This is a genomic window from Acinetobacter guillouiae (genome assembly GCF_002370525.2).
Classification (GTDB): Bacteria; Pseudomonadota; Gammaproteobacteria; order Pseudomonadales; family Moraxellaceae; genus Acinetobacter; species Acinetobacter guillouiae.
Genome location: NZ_AP014630.1, coordinates 4,461,286 through 4,476,979, shown reverse-complemented (window position 1 = coordinate 4,476,979; position 15,694 = coordinate 4,461,286). Strand labels below are relative to the sequence as shown.

The following is a 15,694-nucleotide window of genomic DNA, read 5'->3' as shown; positions in this document are numbered from 1 at the left end:
TGTTGAGTGTGCGAAACAGCAATGTGTTTTGTTTGAGGTGTATCGGTTTTTTATATGAATTTTAAGTGAAGTTTGGCCGTGCTAAGGCAATTGAATTTTTACCAATACACCCTTTTGGTGGGGTTGTAAGATGGTGATTTCATTTCCTTGAATATTGCCAATGTGAATCTGTCCATGGTGTTGTTCAATGACCTGTTTAACAATGCTTAGTCCAATACCAGAACTGCGTTGCTGGCTAATCGGACGAGGCAAGGAAAAATAAGTATCAAACACTTGTGTAAGTGCATAATCTGGAATCCATTCGCCCTCATTAAAAACCTGTAATTCTACCTGCTGGTGTGTTTGACGATGAAGCCGAATCAGGATTTTTGCTGAATCTGCAGAAAAATCCAGCGCATTATCTAAAATATTGGCAAGGGTTTGTTGAATCCAAAATCGATCTGCACGAAGCATACAATTGGCTTCAATATCCAGTAAACACTGGATTTTTTTGGCCTGAATTTGACTGGCATGCTGGTCTAAAGTCTGTTGAATTAGTTCAGATAAATTGAAATCTTGCATTTCAATTTGATGTTTAGATTTTTCCAGACGGGTCAATAAGAGCATCCGATCAATCAGGCTACGTAAGCGCTGGCTTTGTTCATGAATATGCGTGGCAAATTGTTGTTGATCATTTAATGGTAAATCTTCTTTGAGTAGTTCTGCACTGGCTTGAATTGCAGTAAGTGGGCTTTTGAGTTCATGGGTCAGTGTATTGACATAGTGTTCTACATAAGCACGATCTTCGAGTTTTTCTCGCATATTTTCAACGGCTTGAGCAACTTGATTGAGTTCTTTTGCTGAACGAAAATAGGGGGTTTGATTGACAGGTGCAAGTGCCTGCGCGTATTTACGCACACGGTCAATACTGTGTTTTAGCCAATAGGCCACCAAACTGGCGAGAAACAGACTGAGTAATGTAATCCAAGCTGCTTGTCGGATCAGCTGATTTTCAGCGCGCTGAATATAAGGCTGTACTGAAATATTGGGCTTTCCAATGCTGACAACGCCAATCAATTGCTGTTGTTGACCAACTTGATAATAGATTGGCGCTGCAATAAACATAGTGCTGCTATTGCTGTCCTTTTCATAACTGCGTGTAGAGCGAACGCCGTATTTTCCCTTTAAGGTTAGGTAAACATCATTCCATCGTGAGTAATCTTGTCCTGTGGCGATACCTTGTGAGTCATAAATGACGATACCGTTGTTGTCGGTAATATAGATTTGTTGATTGATCTCATTTTTATTATGTTTCCAGATCGTAGCATTGAGTTTTCGATTCAGTGCTTTTTGAATTTTTTCATCAAACTGAACAGTACTGACTTTATTTTCATAGACATCTTCAGCCACTAACATCGCGATAATATTGGCATTTTCTGCAAGAGTATCTTCTACGACCTGTCGTACATTGGGCTTTACTTGTTGATTGAAGGTATAAGACATAAACCATAAACCCAGCAAGATGATCAATCCAAAGAAGAACCAAATGCGAATAAAAATGGACATGGTTTATCCTAACCTTTTTAAACTATAGCCAAAGCCTCGATGGGTTTCGATCGGGTCTTGCTCAGGAGAGATCTGCTTGAGTTTATTGCGAATACTTTTGATATGAGTATCGACTGTTCTTTCTAAACTATGTTCAGGGTGTTCCCATACATGATCCATCAATTGTTGACGGCTAAACACCTGTTCAGGGCGTTGAATCAATAATTTAAGTAAGCGATATTCATAGCGAGTCAGCTGTAGTATTGTGCCTAAGTAATGAATTTGTAAAGCCTCATCATTGCATTGCCAAACTTTAGCTGGCGTTGCAGATAGCTGTGTGTTTGGCTGTGAGGTGTGCTGTAACTGATTCTGTATCTCCATTCTGCGCCAAATGGCTTTAATCCGAGACACAATTTCACGCGAACTAAATGGCTTGGTACAGTAGTCATCTGCGCCAATTTCTAAGCCCACAATACGATCTATTTCGTCATCTCGTGCAGTTAAAAATAGCAAGGGTGTGTGATTAAAGAGACGAATTTTTTTACAGACATCAAAACCATTTAAATCAGGTAATCCGACATCTAAAATAATAAAATCAAAGGGTTGCTGTTGAATAAAATCAATGGCTTGCAGACCTGAATTGGCCCAAGTCACTTGCCAGTCTTCTCGTTCAAGTGCGTAACGTAACGGCATAAGAATAGCAGCATCATCTTCTACACATAAAATCTGTTTTTTATTATTCATTGCATTTAAAAACTCATAATCTCAATAGGAGTGTACTCAAATTGAAATACTTAGGCGAATGAATTTTCAGTGAAGTTTAGATGAACTGTTTTATTGTTTGAAATTGGCTGAATGCCTATTGGTGTGGGCTTTTACCCATGTGAATTTCTGAGCGCCCTGTAATCTTCGGATTTGATCGTCACGCCAATCACAGGACAGCAAATCAAAAGTATTGGTGACTTTTGATATCTCGGCAACGACATGGGTAATGTATTGCGGAAAATAGATTACTCTAATTTTGATCAATTTGGGTAAATTTTTATCGAATTATATTTCTTTTGAGTAAAAATTATTCAATTTGCCCACATATCTAAGCAAGGTTAAAAACGATTTTGAAGAATAAAACAGGATGCCAAAGCATCCTGTTTTAACGATTGATTGATCAGGCCATGCCTGAAAATTGGATCAGCGTTTAACTACAATAGAGTCAATACCACTATGTTGTAAGGTTTGTTGGGCAATTACTGCTGCATTTTGTGATTCATAAGGGCCTGAAATCACACGATACCAAGTTTTTCCAGCTTCTGTGCTTTGAACCACATCGGCAGATAAACCATTTAAGATAATTTCAGCACGACGTGCATCTGCAGCATCAGGATCATCATAACTACGAACTTGTAAAATATATTCGGGTTGAACAGGTGTTGTACGTTCAGCATTTACACCGACATCAACATTTTCAGATTGAGAAGGCGCTTCAACAATTACTGGTTGTTGTTGATTTCTGCTTTCAGGAACAGCTTGTTCAGGAATAGGGGTAACCTGTTGTTGAGGTAACAGATCATAAAAACGATAGTCTTTGTTGGTATCTTCTTGATAATGCTCAGACGTGATTTCGTTTTTGGGTTGGACGGGCGCCCACGGTTTCCAGAGCATCAGTGCGACACCAAAACTTAACACGATTAAAATGACGACAAGCATCCCTAACCATTTAGGAATCAATGGTTGTTTAGGTTTGGTTGGCCTTTCTGAAACACCGCGTTGCGTTTTTCCAAACACGTGGAACCCTCTTATTATGTATTGCTTAGATCGTGTTCAAGCATAGTTTTGCTTGAACACGATGTAAAGTAATGATTTATTACACACTTCAATGCTTACTTTGAGCCAGACCTTGGTCTTGGGAACATGTAAAGCAATTCTTGACTTACATACTTTCAGGTGCAGATACACCCAATAATTCAAGACCATTATGTAAGACTTGTTTGATATTTGCTGAAAGCAATAAACGGGCTTGAGTCAATTCGGCATCATCACCCAATACTTTATTCTCGTTGTACCAACCATGGAATAAAGCAGCAAGTTCTTTCAAATAATTACCAACTTGATGTGGTTCATAATTATTTGCAGCGCGAATAAGGACTTCAGGATAAGCCGCGAGTTTCGCTAAAATTTCAGTTTCAGCATCAAGTTCTAATTTTGCAGCAAATTGACGTGCATTTTCAGTATCAAATTGAATATTTGTTGTTGCTGCTTTTTCTAACATACGGCAAATACGAGCATGTGCATATTGAATATAATACACGGCATTGTCTTTGCTTTGAGATACCGCTAAATCTAAATCGAAATCAATGTGCTGTTCAGATTTACGCATCACATAATAAAAACGTGCTGCATCATTGCCGACTTCTTTACGAAGATCGCGCAATGTCACGAATTGACCTGAACGAGATGACATTTGTACCATCTCACCACCACGCCATAAGCTGACGAACTGTACTAAAAGTACCGTCAATTTAGATGAGTCATAGCCCATCGCATCAATTGCAGCTTTAACACGTGCAATATAGCCATGGTGGTCTGAACCCCAGATATCAACAAGGTCAGTAAAGCCACGTTGTAATTTATTTAAATGATAGGCAATGTCAGAGGCAAAGTACGTGGTTTGTCCATTACGACGTTTGACTACACGGTCTTTTTCATCACCAAATTCAGTTGATTTAAACCAAATGTTGCCATCTTTTTCATAAAGAAAACCACGTTGGTCTAATGTTTGTAAGGCTTCATCAATTTTTTCAGCCAAAGATGCTTCACTAAACCAGTGATTAAACGTTACGCCAAACTCACCAAGGTCATCTTTAATGTCATCTAAAATGGCATGTAAAGCTGCTTGATGGAATACACGATAACCTTCACCCACTAAAGCTTGTGAGTTGTGAATTAAGCCATCAATGTGCTTTTCTTTATCGCCTGAAATAACCACTTTATTGCCATCGGCATCAAGCTCTTCAGCATATTGCACATCTTCTGGAACATCTTTGTAAACATCAGCCACACTACGTACATAAGCATCAGCATGTTTGTCGATGATACCTTGGGCGATTTCTTTAACGTAATCACCTTGATAAGCATTTTTAGGGAAAACTAAAGTTTGGCCGCTTAATTCTAAATAACGTAAATAAGTTGATGTGGCGAGGATGTCCATTTGACGGCCAGCATCATTGACATAATATTCACGTTCAACTTTGGCACCTGTTGCTTCAAGTAAGTTTGCAACAGTCATACCATATGCAGCACCACGACCATGACCTACATGCAGGCTAGAGGTTGGGTTTGCAGAAACGAATTCAACCTGAATTTTCTTGGCTGCATTTGCTTGGGTTTTACCAAATTGTTCTTTTTGTGCTTGGATCTGATCCAACACAGTAAAGCGTTGATCGGCATTTAAAAAGAAGTTGATAAAACCAGGACCCGCAATTTCAGCTTTGGCAATATCAACCACTTCGGGTAAATTTGCCAAAATTTTCTCTGCAAGATCACGTGGCTTCATACCAGCAACTTTAGCGCCCATCATGGCAATGTTTGATGCGAAATCACCGTGGCTTCGGTCTTTAGTTCGCGTTAAAACACTCGTGTTTTTCCAGTCAGATGGAAGAGTCCCTTCAGCTTGTAGGGATTGCACTGCATGATCAAGAGCTGCTTGTATGGCCGTATTCATAATCTATAGAGAAATAAATGTCGCAGAAAAACGCTAAATATAGCAAATTTTGCGCCTTTTAGGTGAATGCATTTGTATAGAATAAAACTTATTCGATAAGAAAAATGGCAGTATGCTCAATTTCACTGTGTATTGGCGTTTAGATTTCAAATGGATTTGACGGATTACACTGCTTTAATCACTGGATAAAAAATATGTTTGTGAGTTTTTTAGATCAAATTGATCATGAGAGTATAGAAAAAGAACAAGTTATACAGTTATTTGCGAAGATTCAGCCCACAGACTTGGAATATTCAAATTCAGGTTATCTTGCGCTAGATATGCCAAAACAAGGTCAGATCATTTTATTGTTTTGGTGGATAGATACGACTCACTTGATTTTGCGTTACGATAAAAATATCCCTACTGCCCAACTAGGCGAGTCGTGGCTGTCTTGCAATGAAGATCTGAACTTAGCGTTATTTGATGTTGGTGATGACACCTGGCTCCCTTTAAATTCAATTATTTCACTCGATGATGCAATCAATGTGATATCTGAGCTCTATGATCAGCCTTTAAATTTGTCCAATCAAATCAAATGGCAAAATGTGGCCGATGTTATGTGGAAGGATTAATTGTTTCAGGTCCATTAAAAGAATAAAATGTGTCCTGTTGGTAAATTTAGAGCGATATATGTCAAATACTCCTCCCACAATTATTGGCAATATCCCAAAACTCCCTGCAAAATTTGCAGCATGGATTATGCCGTTGTTCTTATCTTGTTTAATGAGTGGCATGGTGTCATTGATTAATATGTTGATCAATGTGGGTTTGATTAACGGATTTTGGGTCAAATGGCTTGCTGCATGGATGGTATCATGGGCTGTGGCATATCCTGTGGTTCTGATTGTTTTACCCTTAGTACGACGTTTAACCGCCGTATTTGTGGATATGCCTAAATAATGGATCTACTCTTTACATGTGACAGGCTTGCTAAGCAATTCAGCATGGCCATTTGTAAAGGTATAAAGTTTGGAATTGTTAAAGATTTTAATCACTTTGGCTTTGTTCAGTGCCGTTTTAAATGTCGGCATTTTTTTCGCATTGACTAAGTCAAATGGATTGCCATAGTTGTTATTGTCGATTAAGAATTGAACCTGACCCGTTTGCGCATCATGTGCTTTGAGCAGCTCTTTGCCATCTTTATCTTCAATCGTAAAACCAGACTTCTGCGAAGGAATCTTACAATTCAAACGCAAATATAGGACGTTTCCATCACTGGATTTGTTTTGTAAGGTGTAAATACCTTGAAGATCATTTTCAATATAGACCCATTGTCCAGTGGGCATATTGATCTTCATTTGTTCTAGTTTTTCGAGGGTGGCTTTACTGACATCAACCACACCTTGCTGATCAACTTCTGGAACTTTGGCTTCGCCTAAGCCCACCATACTTTTGACTTTTTCAGTGGTTTTAGAAACACCAGAAGAGACCTTTTTTGCAGTTTGGCAGCCAGTACATGCAATGACTGTGCTAAGAAGGAGTAGAGAGATCTTTGTGTTCATTGTTATTGGTTTAGCTTCATCGTATTTTAAACAAAATAAATCTAAACCGAAAAAAAATCAATGATTGGTCAAAATTGCGTACAAATATGCAGTTTTAATGGCGGGATCATGGCTCATTATTTTAGGGGAAAATATTAAATTGCTTAAAAAAGAGAATTTGATCAGTAAAACTGAGAATAATTTATCATTCTGTAAAATACTTTGAATATCATTATCACGTATCTAAATACCCATTTAGTCAAAAATAGGCTTAAGCTTGTATCAGACCAAAGTCGTAGCTTAGCAAAAGATAGAAGCAGGCAGTCTGCTTCAATGAGAATGGAAATGCCAACGGAAACCCTGAAAAAATATCCTCTATATATTCATTATGCAGGTAATGCCTTATTAGAGCTGCCTTTATTAAATAAAGGTTCAGCCTTCACAGAAGAAGAACGAACTCAATTTAACTTACACGGTTTAATTCCTCATGTGATCGAAAGTATCGAGGAACAAAGTCAACGTTCATACCAACAGTTCTGTTCTTTCAGTGAAGCGATCAATAAGCATATTTATTTACGAAATATTCAAGACACCAATGAAACGCTGTTTTACCACCTGATTGAAAACCACTTAAGTGAGATGATGCCGATTATCTATACACCGACAGTGGGTGAAGCATGTCAGCGTTTCTCCGATATTTATCGTCGTCATCGTGGCGTATTTCTTTCCTATCCTGACCGTAAATACATTGATGAAATCATTCACAACGTAAACCGTAAAAATGTCAAAGTGATTGTAATCACAGATGGTGAGCGTATTCTTGGTTTAGGCGACCAAGGTATTGGCGGCATGGGAATTCCAATTGGAAAACTGTCTCTTTACACCGCATGTGGTGGTATTAGTCCAGCCTATACATTGCCGATTACCATTGATGTGGGAACCAATAATCAACAATTATTGAATGACCCGATTTATATGGGATGGTCGCAACCTCGTGTCAGTGGGGATGAATATTATGAATTTGTCGATGAAGTGATTGCAGCGGTTAAACGTCGTTGGCCAAAAGCATTGATTCAATTCGAAGATTTTGCGCAAAAAAATGCCATGCCTTTACTTGAAAAATACCGTGATAAGATTTGTTGTTTTAATGACGATATTCAAGGAACAGCGGCAGTTTGTGTCGGTACTTTAATTGCTGCGAGTAGAGCCGCAGGTAAACAGCTCAAAGACCAGAAAATTACCTTCTTAGGGGCTGGTTCCGCAGGTTGTGGTATTGCAGAACAAATTATTGCACAGATGGTTGCTGAAGGCCTGACGGATGCTGAAGCGCGTGCCAAAGTATTTATGGTAGATCGTTTTGGTTTAATCACTGAAAATCAGCCAAACTTATTAGATTTCCAACGTAAGCTTGCGCAGAAACCTGAAGATGTTGCACATTGGGGTAATGCTGAGGAAATCATTTCACTACTTGATGTTGTGAAAAATGCCAAACCAACCGTATTGATTGGGGTATCCGGTCAACCCGGTTTATTTACAGAAGAAATCATTAAAACGATGGCTGAAAACTGTGAATATCCGATTGTATTGCCTTTATCCAACCCAACTTCACGAGTTGAAGCCGTGCCAGCTGATATTATTCAATGGACAGATGGTAAAGCATTGATTGCGACAGGTAGCCCATTTACCCCTGTGAATTATCATGGTGAAACCTATCAGATTTCACAGTGCAATAACTCTTATATCTTCCCTGGTATTGGTTTGGGTGTGGTAGCAGTTCAAGCAACCCGTGTTACAGACAATATGCTGATGGCTTCAAGTTCAGCTTTGGCCGATTGTTCACCGAAGTTGCAAGATATCCATGCAGATTTATTGCCTGATTTAAATGAATTGCAGCAAGTATCTAAAATTATCGCGTTTAAAGTTGCTAAAGCCGCTATTCAAGATGGTGTAGCGCCGATGATCAGTGATGAGCAATTGCTAGAAAGTATTGAACAGAACTTCTGGAAACCAGAATATCGTGATTATAAACGTGTTCCGTTTTAACTTTTATTGATAGGTAATGAAGATAAAAAGGGAAGTTACTAGATAATTTCCCTTTTTTTAAAAGAGATATTGATTAAAAAATATAACAATTTATCGGTGTCTTTTTTTGAATTTTTAATTAAAATAAGGACACTTGTAATTAAATATCAATAACTAAAATGCTGAAAAATATTACGACCTTACTTGAAAGCTTTGGCTTGGGACTACAAACACGAGCGATCCACGTTCAATTCTCAAATCAAGCCTTAAACAGCAGTGTATTCTTGCAATGCATTCAGGGGCAACAACAGATCAACCAAGGCTTAAAGGCAGAATTACTCTGCCTTTCAACCAATGCGCATATTGCTTTAAAACAATTTATCGGGTGTCAGGTTGCAGTTGATCAAGTCACCGATTTTGGTGAATTGTACCGAACCACTGGAATTGTGACAGGGGCAAGCCAAGGGCAGAGTGATGGGGCGTTAAGTGTTTATAAATTAACGCTTGAAGATGCAACCAGTCTTTGGCATAAGCGTCGTAATAGCCGTGTTTTTATGAACAAAAGTGTTCTGGAAATATCGGAAATCTTATTTAAAGAGTGGCAAGCGAAAAGCGCCTTATTTTCTGCCAGTCTCAGTCTGGACAGTACTGGTTTAAAAAAACAATACGATATCCGTCCTTTTGTAATGCAAGCCAATGAAACGGATTATGAGTTTTTAACTCGCTTGTGGCGCAGTGAAGGTATTAACTGGTTAGTTGATGAATCTGTACGAATTGTGCCTATTTCGGCAACGCAGATTCAGGCACAGAAATTACGTCTCATTGATGACAATACGCAATATGAGGCAATGCCTAGACGAAGTATTCGTTTCCATCGCAGTCATGCAACAGAACGCTTTGACACGATCACCAGCCTCATCGCCCAGCGTTCAATTCAATCAACAGCAATACAAGTACAACGTTGGCAAGCGGATAGCCTTTTACAAGATCAGGGCGATAGCCAGTTAAGTAATCACCAACATAGTGATCAACAAGACAATGAAACTTTAAGTTTAGAGCAGGCTTGGACAATTAGCCCAGCTTGGACCAGTGATCTCAATGGCGAAGACCAAACCACAGTTTCCAGTTCAGCCCAAGTTGATAAATTAAATACCCAACTAACACAATACCAAGAATTACAGTCCAAATATTTTACTGCAACCAGTTCAGTGCGTGATGCGCAAGTTGGTTATTGGTTTGAACTAAGAGAACACCCTGAAATTGATCAACATGATGGTTCGGATCGTGAGTTCTTAATCTTAGGTAAGACTTTTTACAATCAAAATAACTTACCCAAAGAGTTACAAGATCAGTTATCCAAGCTGCTTAATTTAAATTACTGGAATCATTTAATTAAAGACCAGCGTCAAGCCAATGAGTTGTCCTTGGTGCGCCGTAGAATTCCGATCGTTCCTGAGTATAACCCTTTAGCACATAGACCTTCTGCATTTCCACAACGTGCCAAAGTGGTTGGCCCGCAAGGCGAAACGATTTATGTCGATCAATGGGGGCGGATCAAAGTTCGTTTCCTCTTCACCCGTACCGATGACAATAGTCATGATGGTGGTGCAGGCTCGAATGACAATGATACAGACTCAGCTTGGGTTGATGTATTGACCTCTTGGGCGGGAGAAGGTTATGGCACAAGATTCCACCCACGAATTGGTGAAATCGTAGTTATTGATTTCTTTGATGGCAATGTCGACCGTCCATTTGTGATGGGACGTTTACATGAAGCAGAACGTCATCAAACCATGTTTGATATCAAAGGCCAGTTGCCTGATACCAAAAAATTAAGTGGTATTCGCTCATCGGAAGTGGGTGGATCAGGTTTTAATCAACTCCGCTTTGATGATACAACAGGCCAAATCAGCACACAGCTACAAAGTAGTCATGCAGCGACACAACTTAATCTCGGGAACTTAAGTCACCCGAAAGATAAGGAAACCAGCAATGGGCGTGGTGAAGGTTTTGAGTTAAGAACCGATGCTTATGGTGCGATGCGTGCAGGCAAAGGCATGCTTATCACGACGTATGCCCAAGAAAATGCGATTGCAGACCACTTAGAAGCAGCACAAGCGCAGTCCTTGTTAAATCAAGGTGCAGAAAGTATGAAAGTGCTGAGTGAAATAGCAGTCAAACAACAAACGGATGCCTTGAATGTTGTCAATCGTTTGCCGAAACTGATTAATTCTTTAGAACTAAAAGGTGCAAATCAGGCTTTACAGGCAACCGTGGGTTTATTTAAAAATGCTGTAGGTAGCGATCCAATTTCAGCGCTGAAAAACAGTGGTGATTTTATCGAGGACATCCAGAAATTTGGTAAAGATACAAAGAATATTGTAGATGAATTTAAAGACTTTTTTAATGATTCCAAAGAGTCGATTGAGAACTTAAAGAGTTTTATTGAAAATATTGAAGAACATGGTTCTGATGTTTTAAAAGGTAAATTAACCAGTTTAAAAGACAAATTTGATACAGAACCGTTAAGTGCTTTAAAAGATGTGGGTAAGGTAATTGCCAATGTTGAAATTAAGGATTTTGATTTAACCAGTGTTTGTGGAACTTTTAATAAAGGCAGCAAATTGGATGTGAATCCGATGCAGGCTTTAGGCTCCTTACAGGGCTTTATGGAAAGTTATACAAAAGACTTAGAAAATAGTGGTGATAGTGCCAAACAAGAGCAAGGTAAGATTTTTCGTCAGGCATTGATGTTACTGGCTTCACCTAACGGGATAGCTCTGACAACTCCAGAAGATATCGTGTTACAAGCTTCACAAGATATTGCTGAAAGTGCGCAAGGCTCAATTAATTTGAGTGCACAGAAGAATATTGTCGGTCATGCACAAGATAAGATCAGCTTGTTTGCAGCACAGAAAGGTTTAAGTGCTTTTGCTGCAAAGGGTCCGATAAAAATACAAGCTCAAACAGATTGGTTGGAGATCCTTTCACGTAAGTATATAAAAATCATTTCAGTAGAAGATAAAATTGAAATTGTTAGTCCTAAAGAAATTATTCTTAATGCTGGTGGTAGTCAATTAAAAATTTCGGACAAAGGTATATTTATTGAAACCCCACGATTATTTCATGTAAAAGCTGGACAGCATAAATTTGATAGTGGTGCTATTGTTAATTATCCGGTACCTAATATGCCTAGTTTGTACTATGGAAGCTTTAATTTAACAGATGAATATAATAATCCACTCATTGGGCAAAAATATAAATTAACTTTACCTTCTGGAAAAGAAATTTTAGGTTTAACAGATGATCAAGGTAAAACTTTAACAGGATATTCAGCTGAAAATAATCAAGATATAAAACTAGAGGTTATTGAAAACATTAATGAGGACATATGGTATCAACCAGAGAGTACTTTTGAGTATGAGCAGTTAGATAGTATGGAATATCCAATTGTTGATGAAGATGAGGTGGAAAATGATGATTAAAATACAAAAAATTCTATTGTGTTTGTCAGTATTAAGTATTAGTGCTTGCTCTACAGCAAAAAAAAATGAAGTTGAAGATAATTATAAAAGGTATGAATCTAAACAAATTCAATGTGGGCAAGAACAAATTAAAGTGGTTTCATATTGTTTTGATCCTGAGGAGGGGTTAGTTGATAGAGGAAGTGGTGGAATAGTTAGGGAATGTAAAAGTAGTCAGCTTTTTATAGGTAAGAACAAAGTTATTGATTTGCCAATTTTGAAGCAGGAAATTAATAAAGTTTATAGTCCCCATATATTAAAAGAAGGTAATGTAAGCTTAGTTAGTTTTTCTTGCGCACAAGATGATAAAGAAGCTTACATCATTCTTAATCAGGGAGTCACAAATAATGCTAATGCTATGGATAATAGTGAAAAAAAACGATTTGATACTCCTGTTATATTAAGTATTAAAGGTTTTCTTATATCGGAAAATGATAAAATCTTAAAAAACAACAGATATAGAAAGAGTAGAGCAGTTTCAGCAAACTCAGTTTATGGAGTTAACTAATGACAGATATATATGAATTATTGCAACCCAAAAAAGGATATGCATACAAAGATGATCAAATAATAGATGCATCATTAGTTAATATACCAATTCCGAATGGAAAAAGATTAAAAGGTAATTCACGAATAATTGGGGATGTTAGTAATGAAACATACAGGTCTATTGTTGATATTATAATTTCTTTATGCTCTAGATTTAATTTAGATTATAAGGAGACAGCATATACATTATTAATTTGTATGGCTGAGTCTGGATATAATCCTGATGCTGCTGCAGGAACAACTAGTGCATCAGGCCTGGCTCAATATACACGAGGTACGGCGGATGCTTTTAAGGCAAGGTCAAAAGAAATACTTGGTATTGAAATTGACATGAGCGGAATGAAGGTTTTCGACGCTACGATAGGGGCATATGGTGTTTTAGTTGCTTTTTTATTTAATCGAGGATTGGCTGTTAAGTGGGGCTTTAAGCCAAATGATGAAAAATATTGGCAATTAATATATATGCTACATCATGATGGACCAGGATACTACAATGATGATAGAGGTAAAGAGAGAGCATTACGATTCAAATGGAGGGATGATGCTGTAAAAACGTATGAACGTGTATTTAAAAGTAAATTAGTGCTATTAACAAGCTTATTAAAACAAAAAGTAGAAACTAAGTTAAAATTAACAGATTCGGATGGTAAAAGTATTGCAAATAAAAACTATGTATTAGCTACAATAAAAAATTCCAGTAATGAAAAACCCTCACACTTATCAATGGATAGAGGTGAAAAAAAAGAGGTTAATGTTGTTTTTGGAAAAACTAATTCTCAAGGTGAGTCATCACCTATTTTATCAAAAATAGGTGATGAAATAATATCAATTCTTCTTCCAGATAATTTTAGAAGTTTGATTAATACTAATTCAGTAAATGATTATACTGTAAAAAAAGGAGATACTTTAGCTAGTATTGCGAAAAGGAACAATACTACAGTTGAAAAAATTGCTCGAGATAATAATTTGAAGAATATTAATCAGATTTCGATTGGGCAGAAGTTAAAATTAAATGAACAGAGTCAATATGTTGTAAAAAATGGAGATACTTTAGCCGAAATTGCAAAAAAACATGATACTACAGTCGAAAAAATAGTTAACGATAATAATATTAAAAATCCAAATAGCATAGCTGTTGGTCAAAAAATTAAGATAAATAAATATCTTAAGCATAAACCTTCTAACAGTGCATTAAAAGATATTTTTGGTAATATTGGTTTAGGTAATTTAAATCTAGATATACTTACGTTTTCAAAAAACCACACGACCAAACCAAGAAATAGCACAACCAGTTCGGCAAATAAAAGTACTTCAAATTTGCTTGAATTAAGAACACCTGTGGATAAAAGTGCAGTGGAGCCTAAGAACCAAACTGTTCCAAAAATAGAACAAAACCAAACTCAAACGAATGGGAGTAATAAAAATGTGAAAGTGAATATAACAGATGGTATGGCTGTTATATATACTTTTCAGGATACATCATATACTTTCAGTGAAACACCGCGGACAGGTTATACAGTCTTTTATGATCATTTAGGTAATAAAATATATAGTTTCAAGTCAGGAAGCAAGGTTGCTTCCAATGCTAAAAGTGGTGCAGATGGTGTATTTAGTGGATACTTTACAGAAGTTCATGGTGGTAAAAGAACCTCCAATTTGGGAAAAGCCTATGGTACAACGAAAATAAGAACTACAGATGCACGCGCGAGATGGGTTCATGGTGGGGGTTCAGGGTTAAAGGACCCTCTTGCCGAACGACAAGGTTGGAAAGGTACGATGGGTTGTACCAGAGCACAAAATATTGAGTTAGAAACTTTAGCACAAAAAATCACAGAATTTAAAGCAAAATACCCTAAAATAAAAATTAAGTATATTCGCGATAAAAATGGGACTTATCCACAATGAAAAATTATATTTTTTTTACAGCAGCTCTTCTAGTATTGAATACAAATGCATCTGCTAACTTTGGATTAATTTTTGATAAAGATGGATATGTTAATTTACGAGAGGGAATGAGCCTAAATTCAAAAGTTATTGGGAAAGTTAATAACAATGAGGTGATTTCTTGTATTTTGGAGGAAACTAGTTCAAAATTTTGTTTTGTAAATTTAGATAATGGAAAAGAAGGGTATATTTATAAAGATAGAGTCAATTTCTTTAAAGATTATAGTAAAATTATTTTAAATAAAACCACATCTAATACTGCTATTTTCAAAAGCGATAAAGCTGACGTAAAAATATATTCTCAAGATTTAAGATTGACTGAAAAGGACTTTAGAAAAAGCGGAGAAAAATATTATTTAGGAAACCAGATTGTATGGGGGGTAGAAAATACTATTCCAAATAATGCTTATTCTCAACTATCAAAAATAGAAATTAAGTATAATGGAAAAGATATTGTTATACCCTACGATATTTTGAAAGGGTATTTTTTTCCGAAGAAATCTCTTAATGGTAAAAGCGAAATATCTCAATTTAATGTTTACTTGAAAGGACAAGAATTATATTTAGTTAATCAATTTAATAGTGGAGGCGCATCTGCATATAATGTTGTTTTTCATATAAAAGATCATAAGTTAAAACAGGTTAAAGTTTGGAGTGAACAAGTATAATTTTTTATATGGTTTAAGATCTTTTAGGTGTAATGTTTTCTCGTGTGAAGCAAAGTGATGATAAATTTTGAGCCTATCACTAACCAATATATTATGAATGAAATATCCATAAAAAATATTTCAAAATATAAAAAATTTGATTGGTTTAAAGAATGACGGGAAACGATTACATGATTAAATTTTCTAGATATATAATGTTATGTATTCAGTAGTATGAAAAAA

At 36.8% G+C, this 15,694-nt stretch carries 12 protein-coding genes; 7 read left to right on the top strand and 5 right to left on the bottom strand.

The annotated features are described in order from the left end of the window. Positions 1-81: 81 nt before the first annotated feature. The 4 genes from creC to argS all read right to left on the bottom strand — a co-directional run bounded on the left by creC (position 82) and on the right by argS (position 5,242). Complete coding sequence (gene creC / locus AS4_RS20865; RefSeq protein WP_096735367.1) at positions 82-1,545, bottom strand: two-component system sensor histidine kinase CreC; 1,464 nt, start codon at positions 1,543-1,545, stop codon at positions 82-84. A gap of 3 nt (positions 1,546-1,548) precedes the next feature. Continuing rightward, on the bottom strand, positions 1,549-2,268 hold the full coding sequence (gene creB, locus AS4_RS20860) for a two-component system response regulator CreB (protein WP_096735366.1): 720 nt from the start codon (positions 2,266-2,268) through the stop codon (positions 1,549-1,551). A gap of 444 nt (positions 2,269-2,712) precedes the next feature. Beyond that, entirely contained in the window at positions 2,713-3,306 is a 594-nt protein-coding gene (locus AS4_RS20855; RefSeq protein ID WP_004723450.1) for an SPOR domain-containing protein, read from the bottom strand. Between the two features lie 145 nt (positions 3,307-3,451). Then, positions 3,452-5,242, bottom strand: a complete 1,791-nt coding sequence (argS, locus tag AS4_RS20850; protein WP_004823680.1) for an arginine--tRNA ligase — start codon at positions 5,240-5,242, stop codon at positions 3,452-3,454. A gap of 194 nt (positions 5,243-5,436) precedes the next feature. Between argS and AS4_RS20845 the strand changes: the two genes are divergently transcribed. Together AS4_RS20845 and AS4_RS20840 are read left to right on the top strand one after the other, a co-directional pair. Then, the gene (locus AS4_RS20845) at positions 5,437-5,856 is read left to right on the top strand and encodes a hypothetical protein (RefSeq protein ID WP_096735365.1); all 420 of its coding nucleotides are present in this window, start codon (positions 5,437-5,439) and stop codon (positions 5,854-5,856) included. 58 nt (positions 5,857-5,914) lie between these two features. Beyond that, positions 5,915-6,184, top strand: a complete 270-nt coding sequence (locus tag AS4_RS20840; RefSeq protein ID WP_004723447.1) for a DUF2798 domain-containing protein — start codon at positions 5,915-5,917, stop codon at positions 6,182-6,184. A 5-nt stretch (positions 6,185-6,189) separates the two neighbouring features. Here AS4_RS20840 and AS4_RS20835 read toward each other — a convergent pair whose 3' ends face one another. Continuing rightward, positions 6,190-6,786 (bottom strand): hypothetical protein, encoded by a 597-nt coding sequence (locus AS4_RS20835; RefSeq protein WP_096735364.1) that lies wholly within the window; start codon positions 6,784-6,786, stop codon positions 6,190-6,192. 324 nt (positions 6,787-7,110) lie between these two features. Here AS4_RS20835 and AS4_RS20830 point away from each other — a divergent pair, with 324 nt between their 5' ends. The 5 genes from AS4_RS20830 to AS4_RS20810 all read left to right on the top strand — a co-directional run bounded on the left by AS4_RS20830 (position 7,111) and on the right by AS4_RS20810 (position 15,472). Beyond that, on the top strand, positions 7,111-8,808 hold the full coding sequence (locus AS4_RS20830) for an NAD-dependent malic enzyme (RefSeq protein ID WP_034614981.1): 1,698 nt from the start codon (positions 7,111-7,113) through the stop codon (positions 8,806-8,808). A gap of 158 nt (positions 8,809-8,966) precedes the next feature. Next, positions 8,967-12,272 carry a type VI secretion system Vgr family protein gene (locus tag AS4_RS20825; protein ID WP_096735363.1) on the top strand — a complete coding sequence of 1,102 codons (3,306 nt, stop codon included), beginning with the start codon at positions 8,967-8,969 and terminating at the stop codon, positions 12,270-12,272. Next, complete coding sequence (locus AS4_RS21895; RefSeq protein WP_197724422.1) at positions 12,265-12,819, top strand: hypothetical protein; 555 nt, start codon at positions 12,265-12,267, stop codon at positions 12,817-12,819. Before AS4_RS20825 ends, AS4_RS21895 begins: the two co-directional genes overlap by 8 nt. Continuing rightward, the gene (locus AS4_RS20815; protein WP_096735362.1) at positions 12,819-14,765 is read left to right on the top strand and encodes a LysM peptidoglycan-binding domain-containing protein; all 1,947 of its coding nucleotides are present in this window, start codon (positions 12,819-12,821) and stop codon (positions 14,763-14,765) included. Before AS4_RS21895 ends, AS4_RS20815 begins: the two co-directional genes overlap by 1 nt. Continuing rightward, positions 14,762-15,472, top strand: a complete 711-nt coding sequence (locus tag AS4_RS20810) for an SH3 domain-containing protein (protein WP_096735361.1) — start codon at positions 14,762-14,764, stop codon at positions 15,470-15,472. Before AS4_RS20815 ends, AS4_RS20810 begins: the two co-directional genes overlap by 4 nt. The last annotated feature ends 222 nt before the right edge of the window (positions 15,473-15,694 follow it).

Coding starts and splice junctions, on each gene's coding strand:
- creC (WP_096735367.1), bottom strand. CDS start 1,545: ATGTCCATTTTTATTCGCATTTGGTTCTTCTTTGGATTGATCATCTTG.
- creB (WP_096735366.1), bottom strand. CDS start 2,268: ATGAATAATAAAAAACAGATTTTATGTGTAGAAGATGATGCTGCTATT.
- argS (WP_004823680.1), bottom strand. CDS start 5,242: ATGAATACGGCCATACAAGCAGCTCTTGATCATGCAGTGCAATCCCTA.
- AS4_RS20845 (WP_096735365.1), top strand. CDS start 5,437: ATGTTTGTGAGTTTTTTAGATCAAATTGATCATGAGAGTATAGAAAAA.
- AS4_RS20840 (WP_004723447.1), top strand. CDS start 5,915: ATGTCAAATACTCCTCCCACAATTATTGGCAATATCCCAAAACTCCCT.
- AS4_RS20835 (WP_096735364.1), bottom strand. CDS start 6,786: ATGAACACAAAGATCTCTCTACTCCTTCTTAGCACAGTCATTGCATGT.
- AS4_RS20830 (WP_034614981.1), top strand. CDS start 7,111: ATGCCAACGGAAACCCTGAAAAAATATCCTCTATATATTCATTATGCA.
- AS4_RS20825 (WP_096735363.1), top strand. CDS start 8,967: ATGCTGAAAAATATTACGACCTTACTTGAAAGCTTTGGCTTGGGACTA.
- AS4_RS21895 (WP_197724422.1), top strand. CDS start 12,265: ATGATTAAAATACAAAAAATTCTATTGTGTTTGTCAGTATTAAGTATT.
- AS4_RS20815 (WP_096735362.1), top strand. CDS start 12,819: ATGACAGATATATATGAATTATTGCAACCCAAAAAAGGATATGCATAC.
- AS4_RS20810 (WP_096735361.1), top strand. CDS start 14,762: ATGAAAAATTATATTTTTTTTACAGCAGCTCTTCTAGTATTGAATACA.